15 protein-coding genes are annotated in these 24,569 nt (G+C 63.4%); 7 read left to right on the forward strand and 8 right to left on the reverse strand.

The annotated features are described in order from the left end of the window. Window positions 1–149: 149 nt before the first annotated feature. The 3 genes from HWV67_RS15575 to HWV67_RS15585 are packed head-to-tail and all read left to right on the forward strand — an operon-like array spanning window position 150 to window position 4,011. On the forward strand, window positions 150–635 hold the full coding sequence (locus tag HWV67_RS15575; RefSeq protein WP_256680124.1) for a sigma-70 family RNA polymerase sigma factor: 486 nt from the start codon (window positions 150–152) through the stop codon (window positions 633–635). Next, window positions 632–1,597: a DUF4880 domain-containing protein gene (locus HWV67_RS15580; protein ID WP_175651868.1), complete on the forward strand. Its 966-nt coding sequence runs from the start codon at window positions 632–634 to the stop codon at window positions 1,595–1,597. The genes HWV67_RS15575 and HWV67_RS15580 overlap by 4 nt, the downstream gene beginning before the upstream one ends. A gap of 59 nt (window positions 1,598–1,656) precedes the next feature. Continuing rightward, window positions 1,657–4,011, forward strand: coding sequence for a TonB-dependent siderophore receptor (locus HWV67_RS15585; RefSeq protein WP_175651869.1), 2,355 nt, complete (start codon window positions 1,657–1,659; stop codon window positions 4,009–4,011). 106 nt (window positions 4,012–4,117) lie between these two features. Here HWV67_RS15585 and HWV67_RS15590 read toward each other — a convergent pair whose 3' ends face one another. Beyond that, complete coding sequence (locus tag HWV67_RS15590; RefSeq protein ID WP_175651870.1) at window positions 4,118–5,911, reverse strand: sensor histidine kinase; 1,794 nt, start codon at window positions 5,909–5,911, stop codon at window positions 4,118–4,120. Between the two features lie 17 nt (window positions 5,912–5,928). Beyond that, window positions 5,929–6,618, reverse strand: coding sequence for a response regulator (locus tag HWV67_RS15595; RefSeq protein WP_175651871.1), 690 nt, complete (start codon window positions 6,616–6,618; stop codon window positions 5,929–5,931). Window positions 6,619–6,923: 305 nt separating this feature from the next. Here HWV67_RS15595 and HWV67_RS31550 point away from each other — a divergent pair, with 305 nt between their 5' ends. The 3 genes from HWV67_RS31550 (at window position 6,924) to HWV67_RS15610 (ending at window position 16,809) form a co-directional block, all read left to right on the forward strand. Continuing rightward, complete coding sequence (locus HWV67_RS31550) at window positions 6,924–13,856, forward strand: YDG domain-containing protein (protein WP_218585601.1); 6,933 nt, start codon at window positions 6,924–6,926, stop codon at window positions 13,854–13,856. Window positions 13,857–13,859: 3 nt separating this feature from the next. After that, window positions 13,860–15,512 (forward strand): ShlB/FhaC/HecB family hemolysin secretion/activation protein, encoded by a 1,653-nt coding sequence (locus tag HWV67_RS15605; RefSeq protein WP_175651872.1) that lies wholly within the window; start codon window positions 13,860–13,862, stop codon window positions 15,510–15,512. Window positions 15,513–15,633: 121 nt separating this feature from the next. Further along, window positions 15,634–16,809, forward strand: a complete 1,176-nt coding sequence (locus tag HWV67_RS15610) for a ShlB/FhaC/HecB family hemolysin secretion/activation protein (protein WP_175651873.1) — start codon at window positions 15,634–15,636, stop codon at window positions 16,807–16,809. Window positions 16,810–16,851: 42 nt separating this feature from the next. Here HWV67_RS15610 and HWV67_RS15615 read toward each other — a convergent pair whose 3' ends face one another. Beyond that, window positions 16,852–17,517, reverse strand: a complete 666-nt coding sequence (locus HWV67_RS15615; protein ID WP_175651874.1) for an alpha/beta hydrolase — start codon at window positions 17,515–17,517, stop codon at window positions 16,852–16,854. A gap of 135 nt (window positions 17,518–17,652) precedes the next feature. Here HWV67_RS15615 and HWV67_RS15620 point away from each other — a divergent pair, with 135 nt between their 5' ends. Next, window positions 17,653–18,555, forward strand: coding sequence for a LysR family transcriptional regulator (locus tag HWV67_RS15620; RefSeq protein ID WP_175651875.1), 903 nt, complete (start codon window positions 17,653–17,655; stop codon window positions 18,553–18,555). 17 nt (window positions 18,556–18,572) lie between these two features. Here the strand turns inward: HWV67_RS15620 and HWV67_RS15625 are convergent, their stop codons facing one another. Genes HWV67_RS15625 through HWV67_RS15645 form a run of 5 tightly spaced genes read right to left on the reverse strand, consistent with a single transcriptional unit; the run spans window position 18,573 to window position 24,559 of the window. Continuing rightward, window positions 18,573–19,589 (reverse strand): ABC transporter substrate-binding protein, encoded by a 1,017-nt coding sequence (locus HWV67_RS15625; RefSeq protein ID WP_175651876.1) that lies wholly within the window; start codon window positions 19,587–19,589, stop codon window positions 18,573–18,575. Further along, window positions 19,586–20,590, reverse strand: a complete 1,005-nt coding sequence (locus HWV67_RS15630) for an amidohydrolase family protein (RefSeq protein ID WP_175651877.1) — start codon at window positions 20,588–20,590, stop codon at window positions 19,586–19,588. The genes HWV67_RS15625 and HWV67_RS15630 overlap by 4 nt, the downstream gene beginning before the upstream one ends. Then, window positions 20,587–21,831, reverse strand: a complete 1,245-nt coding sequence (locus HWV67_RS15635) for an acyl-CoA dehydrogenase family protein (RefSeq protein WP_175651878.1) — start codon at window positions 21,829–21,831, stop codon at window positions 20,587–20,589. The genes HWV67_RS15630 and HWV67_RS15635 overlap by 4 nt, the downstream gene beginning before the upstream one ends. Beyond that, window positions 21,828–23,072 carry an MFS transporter gene (locus HWV67_RS15640; protein WP_175651879.1) on the reverse strand — a complete coding sequence of 415 codons (1,245 nt, stop codon included), beginning with the start codon at window positions 23,070–23,072 and terminating at the stop codon, window positions 21,828–21,830. The genes HWV67_RS15635 and HWV67_RS15640 overlap by 4 nt, the downstream gene beginning before the upstream one ends. Then, window positions 23,069–24,559, reverse strand: a complete 1,491-nt coding sequence (locus tag HWV67_RS15645) for a flavin monoamine oxidase family protein (RefSeq protein WP_175651880.1) — start codon at window positions 24,557–24,559, stop codon at window positions 23,069–23,071. The genes HWV67_RS15640 and HWV67_RS15645 overlap by 4 nt, the downstream gene beginning before the upstream one ends. Window positions 24,560–24,569: the final 10 nt, after the last annotated feature.

The raw sequence follows: 24,569 nt of genomic DNA on the forward strand, positions 1-24,569 counted from the left end.
TAATTGGCGCGGTGAAGTGTGACTGGTAATGGGCTTTATCCGGCACAGCGCGAGGTGGCGTTGTTTCTGGTTTTGAATCACCTTTGGGGATTGTGCAATCATCGCGCCATGATGATAATGAGACAAATTCCCATTCGCGCGCTTATATTGTGTCCGACCTCGCCCAGTTGTATATCGAGCATCACCGTTGGCTGTGCAACTGGCTTCAGCGTCGCTTGCATTGCCGGCACGATGCCGCCGACATCACCCAAGACACCTTCATGCGCCTGCTGCGCTCGCCTGAAAACAGTCCCATCGACGAACCGCGGGCCTACCTGGCGACGGTAGCGCGCCGGCTGTCGAGCAACCTTTACCGGCGTCGTGCACTTGAGCAGGCGTATCTCGAAGCTTTGGCGCTGTTGCCTGAGCAGGCCCACCCATCGCCCGAAGACATCCACCTGGTTCGCGAAGCCCTGGCGCAGATCGACCGTCTGCTGGATGGCCTCCAGCCGCGGATGCGGCAGGTCCTGTTGATGCATCGGCTTGAGGGGCTGACCCAGCCCGATATCGCTGAGCGTTTGGGTGTTTCCCTGTCCACGGTTGAACGCGACTTACGCTTCGCATTTCTCCATTGCTTAAGGGCACAGGATTTATGAACAGTGACCCGTCCCTGGGCGAAGCTGTCGATTGGCTATTGCGCCTGGAGTCTTCGCAATCCGGTGACCCTGATTGGCAAGCCTTCCAGCAGTGGCTGAACGCGAAGCCATCCCATGGCGTCGCCTGGCAGCGGGTCAATAACCTGTTCAGCGCGCCCATGGCGGATCTGGCGGCAGTTGATGCCCGCGCTCCCGGACAACGCGCTCTGGCCAGTCAGATGTTGAACCAGCCGCTGCCACGCCGGCGCTTGTTGGGTGGCAGTGTGGCGGCGCTGCTGCTTGGGGTGACCGGGGCGACTTTCGGCAACCGCGTAACGCCTCTGACGCAAATGCTGGCCGACTTGCACACCCCCACAGGCGAGCGGCGCAACGCGACTCTGCCCGATGGCAGCCGCGTGACCCTGGATGCACGCAGCGCGGTCGACCTTATGTTCATGCAAGCCCTGCGCCGGTTGCGCTTAGGGGAGGGGGCATTGCCCCTGACGATTGCCGATCAGGGACGGCGAGTGCTGCAACTGGATACCCGCGATGCCCGCCTCTACAGCCAGGATGGCCGGTTTCTTTTGCGGCAGATGGCGGAAAGCAGTCTGCTCAGTGTGTTGCAGGGCCGGGTGCGGATTGCACCGCTCAAGGGTGACGTTCGTTGGGCGCAAAGTGGTGAGGTGCTGCGCTTCGACCAGCACACCGTTCGCATCGAAGCCCCCTCACTGTGGTCGCGAGGTGACTGGATGGAAGGCCGCGTCGATGCGCATGACGAGCCACTCGGCGAGCTTATCGGCGCGTTACGCAACTACCACGCCGGCTGGCTTCGCATCAGTCCCGAGGCGGCGCGGCAAAGGGTGTATGGCAGTTTCATGCTCGCCGACCTTCGGCGCACCCTCAGGGCACTGGAAGAGTCGTTGCCGATCCGGGTCCAGAATGCGGGCGGTTGGCTGGTGAATATTGATTTGAGAAATTCGTGAAGGGATTCGACGGCTGGCGTGTCCTCTTGGCTGAGATCAACTAACCAAGAGTGCCTCCAATGTCGCTGTACTGCTTGCGTCCCTGTCTGCTCGCCCTCGCTTTGGCCACCGCCCCGTGGCCAACACTGGCGCTGGCCGCTTCCGAAACCACCCAAGAGGCATTCGATATTCCAGCCGGTCCTCTGGGCGAGAGCCTGGCGCGCATCGCCCGACAGAGCGGGCAGATTCTTTCAGTCGAGCCTGGGCTGATCCAGGGTCAGAGTGCGCCAGCCATCCGCGGCCAGTTCACCGCCGATGAGGCCGTTCAGCAGGTACTGGCTGGCAGCGGGTTGGTGCTGGTGATCAATCCCGGGGGAAGCTGGAGCTTGAAGCCGCAACCGACTGGCGCTGGCCTCGAACTGGAAAGCACATCGATTACCAGTAACCAGCTCGGGACCATCACCGAAGGCTCCGGGTCGTACACCCCGGGAACGATTGCGACGGCGACTCGCCTGGTGCTGACGCCGAAAGAGACACCGCAGTCGATCAGTGTTGTAACCCGGCAAGAAATGGACGACTTCAACCTGACGGCCATTGATGACGTGATGCGTCGCACGCCGGGCGTCAGTGTGGCCACGCTGGACAGCGAGCGCACGGACTACTATGCCCGTGGCTTCGCGATAAACAACTTCCAGTACGACGGCATTCCCATGCAACGCAATATCGGCTACTCCGCAGGGAATACGCTGAGTGATATGGCTATCTACGATCGCGTCGAAGTACTCAAGGGCGCTACCGGCCTGCTGACCGGTAGCGGTGATTCGGGAGCAACCATCAACCTTATTCGCAAGAAGCCGACTCACGAGTTTCAAGGGCACGCGACCCTGGGCGCTGGTTCCTGGGACAACTACCGAACCGAGTTGGACTTCAGCGGTCCGCTGACCGACAGTGGCAATGTGCGTGGGAGGGCGGTTGCGGCTTATCAAGACAAGCAATCGTATCTGGACCATTACCAGCGCAAGACGTCAGTTTTTTATGGTGTTGTAGATATCGATGTTTCCCCGGACACCGTATTAACCGTCGGGGCCGATTATCAGGACAATGAGCCCGAGGGTTCCAACTGGTTTGGTATCCCCGTCTACAACAGCAATGGCCAATTCAACAAGGTATCCCGGTCGTTCAACTCGGCAGCGAGTTGGAGTAGCTGGGAACAATATACCCGCACGGTATTTGCGACGCTGGAGCACACCCTGGCGAATGGCTGGGTGACCAAGCTTCAGTTGAACCATCAGATCAATGGCTACGACCTGCGGGCAGGATCAGTTGGCGCAGGTTTTCCAAACCCTGTTACGGGCAAGGGCGCCAGTATCTGGCGAGGAAGTTATGTCGGCGAGGTCACGAGCGACGCCGCCGACCTCTATGCCAGCGGGCCATTCGAGCTTTTCGGTCGAACCCACGACCTCGTCGTCGGCGCGAGTGTTTCCCGAAGCCAAATGGTCAGCGACGGGCAGTGGGTGGGTGCGAACGCCATCGACAATTTTTACGCGTGGACAGGGGACTACGCTGAGCCCAATTGGGCCCGGGTGGACAATGCTGACCAGATCACCCGAGAGAAGGGCACCTATATCGCTTCCAGGTTCAACCTGCGGGACGATTTGAAGTTGCTGCTGGGCGCGCGTCTTACCAACTACAAGAGCACGACTGCGACAGAGTCTGGCGTTGTCGTTCCCTATACCGGCTTGGTGTATGACCTGAATGATGTCTTGTCCGTCTACGGAAGCTACACCAGCATTTTCAAGCCGCAGACAAACCAGGATGAGCAAGGCCGTACGTTGCAGCCCTTGGAAGGCGACAACAAGGAAGTGGGGTTGAAGGCCGCATTCTTTGATGGCCGGCTGAATGCGAGCATCGCCTATTTCCAACTGAATCAGGACAACTACGCTCAAAGTACCGGTAACCGCACTCCGAGCGGGGCCTCGGCCTATCGAGCGGTCAGTGGCGTTGAAACCAAAGGCTATGAACTGGAAGTCTCGGGCCAACTGACGCCGCAGTGGCAAGTGCATGGTGGCTTCAATCATCAGACCCCTCGCCGTAACGGCGAACGCGTGGCAACCCTTGCCCCTGAAACACAGTTCAGCCTGTACAGCAGCTACAAGCTGCAAGGCTTGTTCAATGGCCTGACACTGGGCGGTGGGGCGCGCTGGCAGGATTCAACCTGGAACTCGGTGAGCCACCCGACCTTGGGCAAAGTGCAACACACCACAGACAGTTATTGGCTGGTTGACGCCAACGCTCGTTATGCCTTCGACGATCACCTCTCCGCCATGCTGACGGTGAATAACCTGCTGGATAAGAAGTACTACTCGCTCTTCGACAGCACTTACGCATGGGGAGAACCGCGTAACGCGACAGTGACGCTGCGCTACGATTTTTGATAGCGGTGTTGAGGGCGCAGACGTGCGCTTGAACGAGGGCACCTGCAGCAATGTGGATCAGGCGCTGGCGTGACTCCCGGCCTGCGCAGTCACGCCAGCGACCGGCCTACGCAACGATCGGCTCACCATGAATGGTCGCGATCAGTTGAGTTTCACCCGGGCGGGACTCGATCCACAGTTGCCCGCCCATCCGCTCGATGCGCATCCGCATGCTGCTCATGCCCACACCGGTGCCCACCGCCAGCACGTTGTTCACGTCGAAGCCACGACCGTTGTCGCGTATCCACAGGCTCAGGCCATGCTTTTCATCCGCCCTCACGCCGACTTCCAGGCGGGTGGCGCCGGCGTGTTTGAGGACGTTGGTCAGGGCTTCTTCGAGAAAACGGGTGAGGGCCAGCAACTGCGGCGGGGTGAACACGCCGGGCCAGCGTTCGGGCAGGCTCCAGTGCGACTCGATGCCCAGATCATCAAACAGGTCGATGAAGCGCCGCCGCAACGGCGCCAGCCATTCCTGGGGCGATTGCCAGGCGGGCACTGCGGACGAGCCGTCGATGACGTCGCGCAGATCACTGCGCAGTGTCTTCAGCACGGACAAGAACTGGCTGTCTTTCAGGCCGTCACCGTGTTCCATGCGGGCGATCGAACGCATCAGTGAACTGCCCAGGCTGTCGTGCAGGTCATGGGTCAGCCGCAGGCGTTCGTTGAGGCGAATGTTGTCGGCTTCCAGTTGATGCTCGCGTTGCAGCGTCTGGGTCAGCTCTGCACGCGTGCTGTCCACGGTTGCCAGGAGGTCATCGTTGAAGCGTTCTATGCGTTGCAGGCTGTTGGAGAAACGGGTGGCCAGGATCAGGAACATCAAAACCGACATCAGGGGCGTCGACAGCAGGGCATAGGACCCTGGAATGCCGAGCACGCCGGTGAGCGTCAGAAACTCGAAGATGGACAAAGCCGCCATGCCGACCGCGAGCACGATCAGGTACGTCTTGCGGGTACGGCAGGCATGCCACAAGAGTTGCAGGCACACCACGAAAAACGCCAGCCGGAGCGAAAACGCAGAGATCACTTGCAGCGATGATATGTCCGTCTTCGGCACCAGCATCGCCGCCAGGCTCAGCAGGATCGCCCAGCCCCAGAGCAGGCGCTCGAAACGCACGAAGCGCAGGCCGCCAAACGACCAGATGAACATGCAGAACGCCGGGCAATACAGGGAGAACGCCGCCAGGCTCAGGCGGTCCCAGATTTCGCCATTGCTGAATGGCCAGGATGACGTCACCAGCATATTGAGGATGGCGAACGACCACAGCAGCGAGGCCAGCGCGAACCAGCCGAAGGCGCGCTCCTGGCGGCGGAACAGCCAGAACGTCATGAACAGCACGCCCAGCACCAGGGAAATCAGCAGGCTGAGGAAGCTGAGTTCACGCTGCTGCAACAACTGCTGGCGGTACTCGGGCCAGACCTGGGCGGGCGTGCCCACCTGCACCGTGCCCAGGCCCGGTGCCGCATGCTCCGAGCCCACCAGACGAATCCACAACGTGTTGCTGCTCTGCTGCATGGAGAACGGCAATAGCCAATAACGCGGCAGGTTCCAGCTCCGCGACAGGGGTTCGATCAGGTGCTCGTCCCGCCAGAGCAGGTTGTCGTTGAGCCACACTTCACCGGCCATGGCCATGCGATCGATATTCAGCGCAAGCGGCTCGCCCGGGCAGTCGGCCTGCCAGTCCAGCCGATACCATGCCGGCCCCAGAAAACCGGGCCAATGCCGCTGCCACATGTCCGGCAGGCTCACCGGCTGCCAGCCTTCCAGCGGGCGCACGCCGTCGCCGGCCCGCTCAGGGGCTACCAGGACGCGGGTGATGGTCGGTTGGCAGCTCGCTTGCGCCAGGCTCGAAAGCCACGGCAACAGGACGAGCAGCAGGGTCAGGACAACAAGCCGCGTTGCCGGGCTTCGTTCACCGCGCGAGTGCGCGAGGAGACGGCCAGCTTGCGGTAAATCCGTTTGATATGGCATTCGACGGTATAGCGGGAAATGGTCAACTGTTCGGCGATTTCCCGGTTGCTCAACCCGCGGGAAACCCATTCGAGAATCTCGCTCTCGCGAGCGCTGAGTGCTTCGGTTTCGCCCATTCCGGCAGGCTTGTGCGGCTGTTCGGTCGGCAGCAGGGTGAGGATGCGCCGCGCGATGAACGGGTCGATCGGCGCGCCGCCACGCAGCACGCTGCGAATCGACAGACTCACCTCCAGGTCATCGCGCTCCTTGAGCAGGTAGCCCGTGGCGCCCGCGCGCAACGCCCCGAGGATCGCTTCCTCGGTGCTCCAGGCCGAGATCACCAGAATCCACAACGCCGGATCCTGCGCCCGCAATTCGCGGATCAGTTCGATGCCATTGCCATCCGGCAACCCCAGGTCCACCAACACCATCGCCAGCGGCTGGCTGCTGGCATGTGCGCGGGCCTCGGCGAGGTTCGCCGAGAACGACACGGCCTCAGCGGCGTAGCCAATTTCGCCGAGAATCCGCGACAGCCGTTGGCGCATCAGTGGATCGTCTTCGACGACCAGTACCGGTGCCGGCAGCAGCGCGTCGTCTGGAGGAGGGCTGTTGAATGACATCAGCGAAGGGCACTCCATGGCCGTGAATGAAGGGCGGCTAGTTTGTCACGCAATAGTGGCATCAGACCATCACCAGAATCAGGTATAGCACGGTCCGGAATCGTTTCATCTGCCCTTACGCGGCACGTAAAAACATCGGAGATTACCCAGTTTCAGTGATAGCCATGTGCCAATGGCTTCGCGTCCAATATCGGTCTTTCAGGCCAGCGGGTCCGCACCCGCCTGCGCTGCAAATTCCCGGCTCACCCTTTGTCGCCGCTCTTATCGGCAAACCGGTCAGCCTTGATCGTCAAAGGGAGGCCCCCATGAACCGCACTTATGCCCTCGTCTGGAACCCAAGCCTCGGTGCCTGGAGCGTTGCCGATGAACACGCCCGTCGACGTGGCAAAGGGGCCGGCGCAGTGCTTGCGGCAGCCTTGCTTCTACCGATCATGGCGTGCGCCGCCGACCTGCCAACCGGCGGTCAGGTGACGGCGGGGCAGGGGCAGATCAGTACGCCCGCGAACAACCAGATGGTCATCGACCAGGCCAGCAACAAGCTCGCCATCGACTGGCAGAGCTTCGATGTCGCGGCGGGCAACAAGGTGACCTTCAACCAGCCCGGCCGCGACTCGATTGCGCTGAACCGCGTACTCGGCGCCGATGGCTCGAAGATCATGGGCCAGCTCGATGCCAATGGCCGGGTGTTTATCGTCAACCCCAACGGCGTGCTGTTCGGCCAAGGGGCGCAGGTCAATGTCGGCGGTCTGGTGGCCTCGACGCTGGATATCAGCAACAGCGATTTCGAAGCCGGCAACTATGCCTTCAAGGGCAACGGCAAGAACGCCGCCGTTACCAACAGCGGCAAGATCACGGCGACTGACGGCGGCAGCGTGGCCCTGCTCGGCGGTACGGTCAGCAACAACGGCGTGATCGTCGCCAACCAGGGCAGCGTGGCCCTGGCGGCGGGCAACAAGGTCACCCTGGACTTCGCCGGCGATGGCCTACTCAACGTGCAGGTGGATGAAGCCGTGGTCGATGCACTGGTGGAAAACCACCAGTTGATCAAGGCCGACGGCGGGCAGGTGCTGCTCACCGCCAACGCTGGCGAAGCGCTGATCAATACCGTGGTCAACAACACCGGCGCGATCGAAGCGCAGACCGTTGGCGAGAAGAACGGCAAGATCGTCCTGCTCGGCAGCTTCGACGGCGGCAGCGTGCAGGTGGCCGGCACCCTCGACGCCAGCGCCCCCACCGGCGGCAAGGGCGGTTTCATCGAAACCTCGGGTGCTCACGTCAATGTCGCTGACAGCGCGAAAGTCACCACCAAGGCTGCGTCCGGCAAGACCGGTACCTGGCTGATCGACCCCAACGACTTCACCATTGCTGCCAGCGGCGGCAACATGACGGGTACTGCGGTATCAGCGGCGGTGCAGAGCAACAATTTCGAAATCCAGACCGCGACCATGGGCACTGCGGGGCGCAACGGCGACATTCATGTCAACGATGCCATTACCTGGAACACCGGTAATACGCTCACCTTGAATGCCGAGCGCAACATCAACGTCAACGCCGTCATCACTGCCGAACACGCGAGTGGCAAGGTCGCCTTGCTCTACGGCCAGGGTAGTGCCGATGGTGGTACGGCGGACTACGTCATCAAGGCGCCCATCAACCTGCAAAGCGGCGATAACTTCAGCACCCAAAAAGGCATCGCAGGCGCGGTGACCACCTTCACCGTGGTCAACACCGCCACTGATTTGCAAAATATGGGAGGTCGCCTCGATGGCAACTACGCCGTTGGCAGTGACATCGACCTGAGCAGCATCACCAACTGGGTGCCAGTAGGTAATAGCGTCAGCGGCTTCAGTGGCCGTCTGAGCGGGTTGGGCCATACCCTTAGCAATCTCACCATCCTCGCCCATACTTTTTTGGGGAATGGCAGTGTCGGTTTTTTCGGCAGCACCACCGCCTCAAGCGAAATCCGTGATACGGGTTTGGTGGGAGGTAGCGTGACGGTCATCGACGCCGACTTCATGGATGTCGGCGGGGTGGTCGGAGCGAACGCTGGCAGCATCAGAAACGTCTATGCCACCGTTAACGTTTCAAGCAACGTCTATAACAGCAGCGGCGGGTTGGTCGGAAAGAATGAAGGCAGCATCAGCAACGCCTATGCCACAGGCCAGGTAAGCTCTCTGGCTATTGACGCCGCCGCCGGCGGACTGGTCGGGGTGAACACCGGCAGTATCAGCAACGCCTATGCGACCGGATCTGTCGCTTCGCAGTTTATGTCCGGCGGGCTGGTAGGAGTGAACGACTTTGGCGCCATTATCAGCAATGCCTATGCAACGGGTGTTGTCTATGGGCTCTCAGGCGGCGGACTGGTCTCTTCTAACAGTGGCACTCTCAGCAACACCTACTGGGATAGCAGCAGCACTGAAAAAGGTAGTGCCACCAATTATGGCACCAGCCTTGGGGCGGCTGCCATCGATGCCAATAACCGCTACAACGCTACCAGCTATACCAGCTTTGGTTCCTGGGCACGTGTCTCTGGCACCAGCAACGTCGCCGTTGCCAGGGACGCCAGTGGTGTGGTGCAGTGGATCATCATCGAGGGCCAGACTCGCCCCTTCCTCGCCAGCGAATACAGCACCAACATCGGCAACGCCCACCAGTTGCAACTGATGGCCTACAACCTTGGTACCAGCTACACCCTGGTGCGCAATATCGATGCCAGCGCCACCGCAGGCAGCAATGCCAGCGGCATGTGGAGCACGGCAGGCTTCTCCCCGATCGGCGATAGCGGCAACGCCTTCCGCGGCAGCCTGGACGGCCAGGGCCACACCATCAGCGGCCTGACCATCGCTCGCTACAGCGACAACGTCGGGTTGTTTGGTACTACCGCCGAAGGCAGTACGATCCGTAACCTCGGCCTTCTGGGCGGGCGCGTGGTCAGTAGCGACAACAATGTCGGCGCACTGGTCGGTAGCAACTCCAGTAGCCTCAGTAATGTCTATGCCACGGTCAGCGTGACCGGCAATGACAGAGTTGGCGGACTGGTTGGCAACAATACAGGCAGGATCGACAGTGCCTACGCGACTGGTGACGTGACGGGCCGCACTGAAGCGGGCGGACTCGTTGGCCGCAGCGAACAGAATGTGAGCAACACTTATGCATCCGGCAGCGTAACCGGCGACTTTTTCGTCGGCGGGCTGGTCGGCTACAACGGCGCCAGAATCGATGACTCCTACGCCACTGGCGGTGTGAACATGAACGGCCCTGGCGAACGAGGTGGCCTGGTTGGCATTCAGCCTGGTGGTGGTAGCATCGCGCGCAGCTTCTATGCCACCACGGACGCCAATGGCGAGGCCATCAACGAGGGCCATGCGTTCAGTGGAAACTACCTCGGCACTGGCAAGACCTGGAGCGAACTGACCCAGGCCTCCACCTTCGCCGGCTGGAGTCTCGCCAGCACAGGCGGGACAAACGCAGCCTGGCGCCTGTATGACGGCCACTCAGGCCCGCTGCTGCGCGGTCTTCTCAAGTCCCTGACCGTCACTGTCGACGATGTTGCCGGCAAGACTTACGACGGCACGAGCGGCACGGTCGCAGGCGTAAGCCACAGCCTCTCCGACAGCGGTGCCAGCCTGCAGGGCAGCGCCAGTTACACCAGTGTTTCCACCCGCAATGCAGGCACCTATGGCCTCGGGCTGACCGGCTTGTATTCCGATCAACAGGGCTATGACATCAAGGTTGTCGAGGGCAGCTATGTCATCGCCAAGGCCAGCCTCAGCGCCGTCACCGGGATCACCGCCGAGAATCGCACCTACGATGGCACTACCGATGCCACCCTGAACACAGGCAGCGCCGGCTTCACCGGGCGGATCGGCACTGACGAGTTGAGCGTGGCCTCTGCCAGCGGCGCCTTCGTCGACAAGAACGTCGGCAACGGCAAGACCGTCGATATCAGCAACATCGTCCTTGGTGGTGCCGATGCAGGCAACTACTCCCTGGTCAGCACTAACGCCACGACCAACGCCAATATCACCAAGGCCACGATCAGCTCGATAACCGGGCTCAGCGTCGCTGACAAGACCTACGACGGCACCACCACTGCCACGCTGGACACCAGCAATGCCGCCTTCGACGGCATGGTCGCAGGCGACAGTCTGAGCATCAGCTCGGCCAATACCGCCTTCACCAACAGAAATGCCGGGACAAACAAGACGGTCATCGTCACGGGCATCACCGTCTCGGGCGCTGATGTTGGTAACTACGACGTCAATACTACCGCCGTCCTCACGGGCACTATCAACAAGGCCATCATCAGTGCCGTGACGGGCATCACCGCTCAGGACCGCACCTACGACGGCACGACCAATGCCGGCCTGGACACCGGCAGTGCAACCTTCACCGGGCGCATCGGCAACGACATCCTGACCGTGACCTCCGCCAGCGGCGCCTTCGACACCAAGGACGCCGGTGACGGCAAGACCGTGAGCATCAGCAATATCGTGCTCGGCGGAGGCCATGCCAATAACTACACCCTGGACAGCACGACCGCCACGGCCACCGCCGATATCGCCAAGGCCAGCATCAGTGCCGTCACCGGCATTACCGCGCAAGACCGCACCTACGACGGCACTGCCGATGCCAGCCTGAACACCGGCAATGCCGCGTTCACCGGCCGCTTCGGCAGCGACGAACTGAGTGTGGCCTCGGCCAGCGGCGCCTTCATCGACAAGAACGCTGGCGACGGCAAGACCGTGGGCATCAGCAATATCGTCCTGGGTGGTGCCGATGCCGGCAACTACACGCTGGTCGGCACGACCGCCACGACCAGCGCCAGTATCGCCAAGGCCAGCATCAGCGCCATAACCGGGATCACCGCGCAAAACCGTACTTACGACGGCACCACCGATGCCAGCCTGAACTACGACGGCAGTGGTTTCACCGGTCGTTTCGGCGATGACGAGTTGAGTGTGGCGTCTGCCAATGGCGCCTTTACCAACAAGAACGCCGGCAACGGCAAGTCGGTCGGGATCAGCAATATCGTCCTGGGCGGTGCCGATGCCGGTAACTACACATTGGCCGACAATACCGCGACCACCAGCGCCGATATCGCCAAGGCCAGCATCAGTGCCGTAACCGGTATCACGGCTCAAAACCGCACCTACGATGGCACCACTGACGCCAGCCTGAACTACGACGGCAGCGGTTTCACCGGTCGTTTCGGTGATGACGAGTTGAGTGTGACCTCGGCCAACGGCGCCTTCACCAACAAGAACGCCGGCAACGGCAAGTCGGTCGATATCAGCGCAATCGTCCTCGGCGGTGCCGACGCCGGCAACTACACCCTGGCCGACAATACCGCGACGACCAGCGCCGATATCGCCAAGGCCAGCATCAGTGCCGTGACCGGAATCACCGCGCAAAACCGTACTTACGACGGCACCACCGATGCCAGCCTGAACTACGACGGCAGTGGTTTCACCGGGCGTTTCGGCGATGACGAGTTGAGTGTGGCGTCTGCCAATGGCGCCTTCACCAACAAGAACGCCGGCAACGGCAAGTCGGTCGATATCAGCGCAATCGTCCTCGGCGGCGCCGACGCCGGTAACTACACCCTGGCCGACAACACCGCGACTACAAGCGCCGATATCGCCAAGGCCAGCATCAGTGCGGTAACAGGCATCCGCGCGGAAAAACGCACCTACGATGGCACCACTGACGCCAGCCTGAACTACGACGGCAGCGGTTTCACCGGTCGTTTCGGCGATGACGAGTTGAGCGTGACCTCGGCCAATGGCGCCTTCACCAACAAGAACGCCGGCAACGGCAAGTCGGTCGGTATCAGCGAAATCGTCCTTGGCGGTGCCGATGCCGGCAACTACACCCTGGCCGACAATACCGCGACCACCAGCGCCGATATCGCCAAGGCCAGCATCAGTGCCGTAACCGGTATCACGGCTCAAAACCGCACCTACGACGGCACCACCGATGTCAGCTTGAACTACGACGGCAGCGGTTTCACCGGTCGTTTCGGCGATGACGAGTTGAGCGTGGCATCGGCCAGCGGCGCCTTCACCAACAAGAACGCCGGCAACGGCAAGTCGGTCGGGATCAGCGAAATCGTCCTGGGTGGTGCCGACGCCGGTAACTACACCCTGGCCGATAACACCGCGACTGCCAGCGCCGATATCGCCAAGGCCAGCCTCAGTGCCGTAACCGGGATCACCGCGCAAAACCGCACCTACGACGGCACCACCGATGTCAGCTTGAACTACGACGGCAGCGGTTTCACCGGTCGTTTCGGCGATGATGAATTGAGCGTGACCTCAGCCAATGGCGCCTTCACCAACAAGAACGCCGGCAACGGCAAGTCGGTCGGGATCAGCGAAATCGTCCTCGGCGGTGCCGATGCCGGCAACTACACCCTGGCCGACAATACCGCGACCACTAGCGCCGATATTGCCAAGGCCAGCATCAGTGCTGTAACCGGGATCACCGCACAAAACCGGACCTACGACGGCACCACTGACGCCAGCCTGAACTCGGGCGGTGCAGGTTTCACCGGCCGCTTCGGCAATGACGAATTGAGCGTGACCTCAGCCAGTGGCGCCTTCACCGACAAGAACGCCGGCAGCGGCAAGACCGTCGATATCACCGGGATCGTCCTCGGCGGCGCCGACGCCGCCAACTACACCCTGGCGGATACCACCGCGACCACTAGCGCCGACATCGTCAAAGCTGCACTGACCATCACCGCCAATAACGCCAGCAAAGTGGCCGGGCAGAGCATCGTCCTGAGCGGCTTTAGCTCCCTCGGCCTGGTGGCTGGCGACAGCGTTGCATCGGTCAGCCTCGCCAGTACCGGCGAGCCGGCCAGCGCTGCGGCCGGCACTTACGCAATCGTTGCCAGTGACGCTGTCGGCTCGGAGTTGAACAACTACGCCATCCAGTACGAGCAGGGCGCTTTACTCGTCAACGCCGGACCCAGTGAGCCGGGCCAACCCAGCGAGCCCGGCCAACCAAGTGAACCAGGTCAGCCCAGCCAGCCTGGCAACAGCCTGCCTGGCAACGGCCAATCCTACATCAGCGTACTGGCCTCGAACGGCCAGACCATTTCCGGCGAGACCCGGCAGCAGGCCGGCGAACCCGATGGCCTGAGCCATGACGTGCTGATCACCAATCCGTCCGATGAGCGCCTGAACTTGCAAATCGTCAACAACGGCATTCGCCTGCCAGAAGGAATCTGATTCATGCGTTTCGTTCGCTCATTGATTGGCGGTGGCCTGTCCCTGCTGTCGCTGTCCGTAATGGCGGCCACCTTGCCGGACGCCGGCCAGTCGCAACAGAACATCGATCAGCGCCCGCTGCAATTGCCTGGCAAGCAGCGCCTGGATCTGAACCTGCCCGACGCACCTTCGACCGCGGCGACGGCCAGTGGCCCGACCTTGCAGGTCAACAGTTTCACCCTGCAGGGCAACAGCGCCATTGACAGCGATGAACTGCTGCCCCTGCTCGGTGACCTGCAAGGCCGCACTGTTTCCCTCGGCGAGTTGCAGGCCGGTGCCAACCGCATCACCCGTCTGTACCGCGAGCGCGGCTACCCGCTGGCCCGGGCTTACATTCCGGCTCAGGAAATCGATGGCGGCGTGGTGCAGATTGCCGTGATGGAAGGCCGCTTCGGCGAGGTCGGGTTGAACAATACCTCGCGGGTTGCAGACGCAGCCCTGACCCCGCTCGCGGCGCTCAAGCGCGGCGATGCGGTGCGCTCCGCCGAGCTGGAGCGCAGCTTGCTGTTGCTGTCCGACACACCCGGCGTGGAGGTGAAATCCACGCTCAAGCCGGGTGCCTCGGTGGGGGCTACCGACCTGTTGGTGGATGTCACGCCGGGCCCGCTGTTGTCCGGCTCGGTCGATGCCGACAACTACGGCAACCGCTACACCGGCGAGTACCGCCTGGGCGGCACGCTCAACGTCAACAGCCCGCTGGGCCTGGGTGATCGCCTGACGCTGCGGGCCATGGGCTCGGATGAAGACCAGCAGTACGGCCGCGTCGCCTATCAGTTGCCGATCGGTCCGTGGGCCACGCAAGTGGGCGTGGCGTATTCGGACATGGACTACGAACTGGCGAAGAATTTCGACGACCTCAAGGCCCACGGCAACGCCAGGATCAGCAGCCTGTACGCGATCCAGCCGCTGGTGCGCAGCCGCGACTTTTCCCTGTACGCGCAAGTGCAGTTCGACGACAAGCGCCTGAAGGACGACATCGACCTGTTCGGCAGCAAGAGCGACAAGCGCTCGCGCGTGGTCATCGCCACCCTCAACGGCAACAGCCGCGACAACCTGCTCGGCGGCGGCGTGAACAGCTTTGCCCTGGCCTGGAGTCAGGGCAGCCTGAACATCGACGGTGCGCTGAATCAGACTATCGACGACCTGACGGCCGGCACCCAAGGCCGCTTCCACAAGATCAACCCGAGCCTGGTGCGCCTGCAGCGCCTGACCGACCGTTTCAGCCTGTACACCCAACTGCAAGGCCAGTGGGCTGACGGCAACCTGGACAGCTCGGAAAAGATCAGCCTCGGCGGTGCCTATGGCGTACGCGCCTACCCGCAGGGTGAGGCGTCCGGCGACCAGGGCTGGCTGGCGAACGTCGAACTGCGTTACGCGCTGACCGATGCCTGGCAGCTCAGCACCTTCGTCGACCACGGCGAAGTGCGCCTGAACAAGGACACCTGGAGCACGGGTGAAAACCACCGCAGCCTTTCAGCGGCGGGCGTTGGCGCACGCTGGGCGGCGTATGGCTGGCAGATCAATGCGGTGGCAGCGTGGAAGCTGGGCAACGATGATCCGCAAAGTGACGTCGATCGCAGCCCGCGGGTGTGGGCGCAGGTAGTGAAGTTCTTCTAGGGATCGGGACCTGACGCTGGCGCGATTCCGGGGCTGCGGAATCGTGTCAGCGGGGCTTGCGCAGGGATAGCACAAAGCCATATCTTGCCTCGCCCCCCGAAAATAATCCCGGTATTCCCGTATGCGCCTGGCTCCCGGCCTGTTGTTCGCATTGTGCGTCCTTCCGTTTTCCTGCCTCGCCAACGACACTGGGGCGGGTCTGCTGCCGTTTCAGGAAATCCCCGACCTGCCATCGCGCAGCAGCCTTACGTTGGGCAACACCGCCTACGATCCCCCGGATGACCTCAGCGCGATGCCGTTCTTCAGTGGTGGCGTGGCGCTGGACAACTTCGGTGGCCAAGACGACAAGGGGCGGCTTGCGAGTGCCATCAATCTGCACGGCCTGCTTGACCAGAGCGACCTGCTGAGTTTGCGCAGCATGGGCTCGGCCGAGGCCGGTCATTATCACTGGGGCACTTACCATCTGGAGGTTGGCCCGTGGGCCAGCCGGCTGGGCATCATCCTGTCGGACCTGTCCTATGAGTTGGGCGATGACCTGGAAGTCCTCGCGGCCAAGGGCAAGGCCCGTACTGCCAGCGCATTCATCATCCAGCCGCTCCTGCAAAACCAGACGTTCAGCCTCAAGGCCCGGCTGCAGTTCGACGACAAGCACCTGCAGGATGAGTCCGGCCTGCTGGGCATAAACAGTGAAAAGCGCTCCCGCGTGCTCACCTACGGGCTTTCCGCCACGGCTCGTGATCCGTTGCTGGACGGCGCCGTGACCACCGTTGCGCTGAACTGGAGCGAGGGCAGTTTGAATATCGACGGATCGCCCTGGACACTGGTCGGCAGGGCCGACCCGGGCCATTTCAGCGTGCTGCGTGCCAGCCTCGCGCGCCTGCAGCAGTTGGGCGGGCGTCTGGCCTTGTATATTCGGGTGCAGGGGCAGTGGTCGGATGACAACCTGGACGACTCGGAAAAGCTCTATATCGGCGGCGTCTTCGGCGCGCGCTCCACCTACCAGACTGCCGCATTTGGTGATCGGGGCTGGCTTGCCAATCTTGAGCTGCGCTATGCACTGACCGAGACCTGGCAGCTGGTTGCCTTTGCCGATCACGGCGAAGCGCGCCTGAATACACCGAGCTGGACCACCGACACCGCGCCCAGCCGGCTTTCAGCCACAGGCTTTGGTGCGGGGTGGGCAGCGGGGAGCTGGAATATCAGTGCGCTGGCGGGCTGGCCGGTTGGTCATCACTCGGAGGAGAGCGATATCGAGCGGCAGCCACGGGTGTGGGCGCAGGTGGCTTATGCGTTTTGAGGTTACCTTGGGCTAGGCGACAGGCTGTCAGCACCCTCAGCCTCACCCCTTCACATTCAAAACAGACCTGACCCACTGACTGAAGTCCGACAGCTCGGCATCAGAAATCTCATGAGCCATGTCATACAGACGAAGCACATGAGCGACACCCAGCCGCTCAAGCCACGCCTGCGACTGGCGCGCATAGGCCACAGGCAGAACACCATCCCGGTGACCATGCGCGACAAATGCCTGAAGGCCTTCGAGCGCGATGGCCGGCGCAATGCTCGGTGCGAATTCTTCCAGCATGCGGCCGCTGAGCAGGGCGAAGCCGCGCAGGTGTTGCGGCGCGCTGAGACCCACGCCGGCGCTCATGATCCCACCCTGACTGAAGCCGGCAATGACGGTCGGCAGTGGCGGCAACCCTTCCAGCAGCGCAATCAACTGCAAGCGACTTTTCTCCGCGTGGTCGACCTCGAACGTCGGTTTACCGGTGGCAAAGCTCACCTGATAGAAGCCATACCCGCCAGGGCCAAGCTGCCGTGGGGCGCGCACCAGCAGAATTTCAAGTTGAGGAGGAAGCTTGCTTACCAATGGCGCAAGGTTCTCTTCGTTCGAGCCCACGCCATGAAGCAGCAACAAGCGTCCCTGGGGAGCGGTGAGATTGCCCGCCCGGCGCAGCTGAAGGCCGGAGTGGGGGTCGAGTTCAAGCGAGCTGAGGGTAATCATTGTCCGATGCCTTCGGTCGAGAGGGTGGCCGTGTTTCTGCTTCAGTGTATTCAGAAACGGCTACCAGCTTACTGAAGCAGAAAAAGAGATAAACATGCTTGAATGGCATTCATCGTTCCGAAAATTGGGATAGTCATGGATCGCGCTTTGGAAATGCAGGTGTTCTGCACCGTGGTGGACAGGGGCAGCTTCATCGGCGCAGTGGACGTGCTCGGCATGTCCAAGGCGGCCGTTTCCCGACACGTCAACGCATTGGAAGAGAGATTGGGCGTGCGCCTGCTGCAGCGCACGACCCGACGCTTGTCCCTGACCGAAGAAGGCAAGCTGTTCTACGACCAGGCCCGTGAAGTGCTGAGCCTGATGGATGAAGCCGAAAACGCCGTGGCGCTCGGCGCGGGCGTGCCGGCCGGGGTACTGCGAATCAACGTCCCGGTGAGTTTCGGCATTCTGCACCTGGCACCGATATGGGCCGATTTCCTCGACCGCTATCCGGACGTAGAGCTGGATATCAGCCTCAACGACCGGCAGGTGGACCTTGTCGAGGAGGGCTTCGACATGGCCGTGCGTATCGCCCAATTGGAAAGCTCGACATTGGTCGGCCGCCGCATTGCCGGCACGCGGATGAGGCTGTGCGCATCGCCCGACTACCTCAAGCGCCATGCCGCTCCTGCCGAACCTGCTGACCTAGCCCGACACCGCGTTATCGCGTACAGCCATTTCTCGATGGGCAACCAGTGGAAATTCGACGGGCCCAACGGAGCGCAGCAGGTCTCCACCCGCTCCGTGGTGCGCTGCAATAACGGCGACACCTGCCGCACCATCGCCCTGGCGGGTGGCGGGATCCTGTTGCAGCCCAGCTTCATGATTGGCGAGGATTTGCGTCGAGGCGATCTGGTGGAGCTGCTACCCGAATTTCGCTCGGTGGAGCTCGGGATCTACGCGGTCTACCCGACGCGAAAACACCTGGCCCCGAAAGTCAGGGCCATGATCAACTTTCTCGTCGAGCAGTTTTCCGCGGTGGATTGGGACCGGAGCTAGCCGTTACTTCAGGCGGGTTATTGTTCTCGCGCCAGCAACAGGCGCGCTTCCCGTAGCGGTTCCGGATCGACCCAACTGTCGACATCGAAATCAGCCGCAATGAAACCGTGGCGCAGGAGGAAATCCTTCTGCACCCGCAGGCTGTCGACGATATCCGGGTCCAGGCGTAGCTGGATGCCTTCGGCAACGCTATCGTAGCTGCCCGCCAGCGCAGCCTCCGGTACGTGGTAGTCCTTGGCGATCAGCGCCACGGTGGCTTCCGGGTTGGCCAGTGCCCAGTCACCGGCACGCAGCAGTTGCGCCAGATAACGCACCACCAGCTCGCGGTGTTCGCTCAGCAATGCCTCGCTCACCACCACGCCACGCAGCACCGAAGGATGCACCCGGGCGCGCGGGTCGGGATGGCGTTGGCTGTCGTAGATCGTCTGCACATCGACGAAGCTCGCCACCTCCTCGGGAAGCCGGGCAATGATCGCGTCGACCTGCCCGAGGATCAGGTTCGAGGCCAGCGCCCGGGCGTCATCGATAAAGTGGTCACGCTTGCGCGCGGAGGGGCCGCCTTCATTGGATGGCCGGTCGATGTAGACCAGCTCGGCGTCGTCCAGGGTCAAGCCGGCCTCGGCCAGGGTGGTGGCGTAGATCTTCAGTTGCTGGGCGATCATCAGATCGAATTTCGCCTCCCGCTGGCCAATGATTCCCAGGCGCTTGCCCTTCAGCCCGGCAGGCGCATCGATGCCGGAGCCGGCCAGGCTCAAGACCGGATAGGAGCCTTCCAGCCAGGCCAGCGCCACCACGCGGCTGGCCACGCCCTGGGCGCGCGCCCAGACCGCGGGCGCATGGCCGGCATGGCGCAGCCAGAGCCGTTCATGGTGGGCGTAGTCGAGTTTGCCGGTGAAGCCGACGGAGGCGTATTCGATGTCGAGGCCGGGCTCGTCGGCGAAGGTTTCCTGCAAGTAACCCAACTGGTACGCCAGTGACGAGGCGGTGGGTACCGCCGGGCAGCGGGTCAGGTTCAAACGGTCGTTGGCGCTCATCGGGCTTGCCTCTCGCGAATCTGCTCAAGCAGCACCTGGCCGCTGTCGAGCAGGGTGTTGAGGGTGGTGCGGTCGGTACGCCCGGCCCGCAGGGTCTGCAATACCTGAACGCTCGATTGCAGCGGGTAATCGGAGCCGAACAGGATGCGCTCCGCGCCCAGGTGGCGGACCGCCAGGGCCAAGGTGTCGGGGTCGGTGCCGAGGATCGCGCTGTCCACATACAGCCGGCGAATGCGCTCGATCGGCGCCTGTTTCTCGATGATGCCCAGCAGCGTCGGCAGCAGGCCGCCGAGCATCGCCAGTTGCACGCTGACGTCGGGGTAATCGTCGAGAAAATCCGACAGGCCGAGGGTGATCCACGCCGCGGCGAACTGCGAGGTGGACTCCAGCAGCCAGCGAGCATGGGTGGCGTCTGGCGCGGGCGGGTGCGCCCATTGGCCAGGAATGCTCGGATGGGCCAGGCCGGTGTGCAGGTAGATATGGCTGCCCAGGCGCTGCGCCACGGCGAACAGCGGTGCCAGCCGGCGCGCGCCTTCGAGGTTGAGGAACGCCCCGGCCGGCAGTACCGCACCGATCAGGCCCAGCTCGCGATGGGCACGCTCCAGCTCACGGGCCGACCACTCGATGTCGGCCGTGCTCAAGACGGCCAGGCCGCTGAGGCGTTGCGGGTGCTGGCGCACCAGCCCGGCGAGGTCGTCGTTGTAGAGGGTGAACAGCGCTCGGGCTTCATCGGCGCCCAGCGCGGCGTCGACGCCCAGCGTGGTCGGCCAGGAAATCACCTGATGGGCGATGCCTGCCTGTTCGATATGGTCCAGACGGGTGGCCGGATCATGAAAGGACGGCCCGATGGGCAGCGTCTCGACCAGCACCGAAGAGTTCACCTCGAAACCCAGGCCGCCGTTTTCATCGCGGACGATGCGCGGAGCTTGAGTGCGTTGGCGCAGGAATTCCAGGGTGCGTGGCGAGAGCCAGTGGGTGTGCCAATCGACGATGCCGCTCATGGGCGTTCTCCTTCGGTCGGGAAGCGCGAGCCGTAGCGCAGCGGCGTGTTGTTCAGCGCGTAGTTGCCGACCGCGTGCAGCGAGTTGATCAGCGGGTCGTGGGACGACAGCGTGCGGGCGTCGCGCCAGAAGCGGTCGAACGCCTTGTCGCGCTGGGTACCGCGACCGCCGGGGAAGTCGAACAGCCGCGGGGTGATTTCCAGGGCCAGCGCCGAGCTGTGTGAGCGCAGGGCGAGGGCGCGGGCGGGAAGCCGGCCGACCGCGTCGTCGTCCAGTTCCAGGCGCTTGTCCCAACCTTCCTGCAGCTCAGCGGTGACCCGGTCGAAATAGCCGAGGCCAGCCTGCACGCGGCTCCACAGTTCGCCGAACTGGGTAAGCACCAGCGGATCGTCGGCCAGCGAGCTGGCACCCGGCGACAGGGTCTGGCGACGGTCGTTGCGGGCGTAGTCGCGGGCAGTATCGAGGGCGGCCAATGCCGAGCCGAGGTAGACCGCCGAATAGTACACGGCGCCGAAGGTGGTCCAGAACGGCAGCACGCTGCGCTGGGCGCCCTGGTGCTTCCACGGGATCACTTCATCGGCATGCAGGCGCACATTGTCGAATACCACCGTGCTCGAGTCGGCGCCGCGCAGGCCGATGGGGTTCCAGTCCTGCTCGAAGCGGATGCCTTCGCGGTCGGTGGGCAGGTAGCCGTAGATGAAGTGCGTGCGGTCGGCGTGCTCGGCCAGCACCGTGGTGATCTCGGCCAGCGGTGCGCCGGTGTTCCACTTTTTCACGCCGTTGAGCACATAGCCGCCGTCGGCATGGGGCGTGGCGAAGAACTCGCGGTTGACGTACTGGGTGACGTTGTCCCAATACCAGCGGTTGTCCGTGGCACGGCGGACGATTTCGGCGTTGCCGTCGCGGTAGTCGTGAAACAGCGGCACCGCCGAGTTGTAGAAATGGAACGCCAGCAGCGCGCCGATCGAACCGTCGCCACGGGCCACTTCCAGCACCGACCAGGCGGTATCGCGCACGCTGCCGCCACCGCCACCGAGGTGGGTCGGGGAGAACAGGTTGACCAGGCCGCTTTCGCGCAACTGCCGGATCTGCTCCACCGGCGGCGTGGCCTGCTGGTCGCGCTCGGCGGCGCCTTCGCGAAAGGCGATGCCCAGCTCGCGGGCCAGGGCGATCCAGTCGCTCGGGTAGGGCTGATGGCTGCGCAGCGGCAGGGGCTGGCGAGGGTCTGAAGAACGGGTCATGCGGGTACCTCATCGGTCGAGTTGGAAAGGGGAGCGGTGCGCAGCAGATACAGGGTCATGGCCAGCCAGGTGAGGGCGGCCAGCAGGTAGCAGGCGGGGGCGACGCGCAGGGCGTTGTGCAGGCCGAAGGCGTCGGAGAGGCGGCCGATCAGTTCCGGGCCGAGCATGCCGGCGACACCGATGCCGAGCATCACCGAGAACGACACCGCGCTGGTGCGCAGGTGCGCCGGCACGCTTTCCACCACCAGTGTGGTGAGGGTGCCGGCGCTGAAACCGAAGGTCGCGGTGCCGGCGGCGATGGCCAGCTTGCAGACCGTCAGCGATGGCGTGCTGTAGGCCTGCAGGAACAACCCAGCGGCAATCAGCGAGGTGCTGGCGATGAACGCCGGAAAGCCCCAGGCATGCCGGCGCAGCCACAGGCTCGACAGGTAACCGCCGATCAGGCCCACCGGCAGGGTGAAGATCAGCACCTGGGCGAGAAACGCCGAGGCTTGCTGGTTGTCGAGGGCGAAGCTGCGGTAGAGGAACGCGGGGATCCACATCTGCGTGCTCATGGCCGTGTAGAAAAACAGCAGCGCCAGCAGGTGCAGGCAGTAACCGGGATAGCGGAACACTTCCAGGCCCTTGCGCAGCGGTGGCGGCGTGGTCACCTGCTCGCTGGCGCCCAGACGCGGTTCGCGCTGGCTGAGCAGCAGCAAGGCCAGCAACAGGCCGGGGACGCCGGCGACCAGAAAGGCGCTGCGCCAGCCGTGTTCGGCTGCCAGCCAGCCGCCGAGACCGAGGGCGGCGGCGGAGCCCAGCTTGTTGCGCAGCATGTACAGCGAGAACAGCAGGTTGCGCCAGCGCGGCCGGTAGAGGTCGGCCAGCCAGCTCGGCGCCACGCCACTGTAGGCGGCATCGCCGATACCGGTGAGCATGCGGCACAGCAGCAGCGCGACGAACCCCGACACCAGCCCCGAGGCCAGCGACGCGGCGCTCCATAGCACCGCGCCGCCGATCAACACCGCCTTGCGGCCAAAACGGTTGGCCAACAGGCCCATCACGGGTGCGGCCAGCAGGGCGGCGAGGGTCGCCGCCGAGGACAGCCGGCCAATCTCTTCATCGCTGGCGCCGAAGTGGGCTTTGAGCGGTGTGATCAAGGCGGAGACGATCATGCTGTCGAGCACGCAGACCACCCCCAGGCCGAACAGCAGGGCCAGCGATAGATGCGCATTCGGATCGCGTGAAGCGGGATGGTTCATGCGGACTCCCGGGAAACATGGCTGAGGATCGAGGCGACCGCGTGGCGGGCCGAGTTGGCGGCGCCTTCCTGGCCGCCGTAGGCAATGCCGTCGCCGGCCAGCCAGGTACGGCCGTGATTGCGCGAGAGCACGGCGGGCGGTGGAGCGTCGTGCTCCAGCGGCCAGGAGCCTTCGCTGAAGGGGATGCGTCCCCAGTTCACTGCCACCGGTGTTTGCAGTCGGGCGCCCTGGCCGGGATGCAGGGCTTCCACCGCCTGGCGGGATAGCGCGTATTGCTCGGCGGGCGAGCGCTCGGCGAAGCGCCGCGCTACCGCGCCCTGGTTGTAGGCGCCGATGAGGATTCCCTGTTCGCTGTTGAAGCGGTCGCTCGGGTACCAGAGCAATTGCGCGTCGCCGTGCGGTCGGGACAGCCCGCCGTAGATGTGATCGTTGCGCTCCCAGAAGCGCGGCGCTTGCCAGGCGACCTTGTTGGCGTGCTCGTTTTGCCGCGCGTCGATGATCTGTTTCACCTCGGCCGGCAGGTTGTGTCGCAGGCGCGCCAGCAGCGGCAACGGCAGCGCGAGCACTAGGTAATCGAAGCGTTGATCGTGGTGCCGGGCGCCTTCCTGCCACTGCACCTGGTTGCCCTGTTCATCGGTGTGAATTGCACTGGCCACGGCGCCGAGCCGGATATTCCCGGCAAGCCGCCGGGCGAAGGCGTGGGCGATGCGGTCCATGCCGCCCGCCGGCTGGAACATGCTGGCGGCGTATTCGGGCACGGCATCTTCCACCAGTGCGGCCTGCAATTTCGGGTCGAGCAATTGTGCCCAGTCCAGCGCTGCCGGAGCGCTGGTCGCGGGTTGTCCGGGCACCGGGAAGGCGACGTCGGCGGCGCGCAGCGAGCCGTGATAACGGCCGGCGCCGTCGAGATCGCCGTAGGCCTGCAAAAGCGAACGCAGCGCCTCGGCGTGATTTGCTGGAAGCGGTTGTTGCAGCAGCCATTCGCTCAGGCGGCCCTTGAAGTCCTGGCGTGCCTGTCGGGTGGACACCGGTGGCCGCGCGGGGTCGAGCAGCAGCAGGCTGTTGCGGCTGTCGTTGACCAGCGGTTCGAGGGCGACCCCCAGCTCGCGGCAATAGCCAAGAATGGTCAGGTGATGGGACATGATCCGTGCCGGTCCCGGATTGAAGTACTGGCCTTCATCGAAACGAACGTTCTGCGGCTGGCCATCGAGGTGTTCGACGACGTCGCCCTGGCGCAGGGTCCAGCTGCGGCCGCCGACCCGTTGCCGGGCCTCCAGTACGATCACGTCGAAACCGGCGTTTTTCAGTTCATGGGCCGCGACCAGCCCGGCGATGCCGGCGCCGATAACGGCGACCGAACGGTGTTTGCCTTGCTGGCTGGGCGCTAGCGGCGTGAAGGGCGCGGCGGCCTGTGCCGGCAGCGGCAACAGGCCAGCCGCCGCCAAGGCTCCCGCCCGGGTGATCAGGGTTCTGCGTGTAAGGGGCATGGCGGTCCTC

It is taken from the genome of Pseudomonas sp. Marseille-P9899 (genome assembly GCF_903166565.1).
Lineage (GTDB): Bacteria > Pseudomonadota > Gammaproteobacteria > Pseudomonadales > Pseudomonadaceae > Aquipseudomonas > Aquipseudomonas huaxiensis.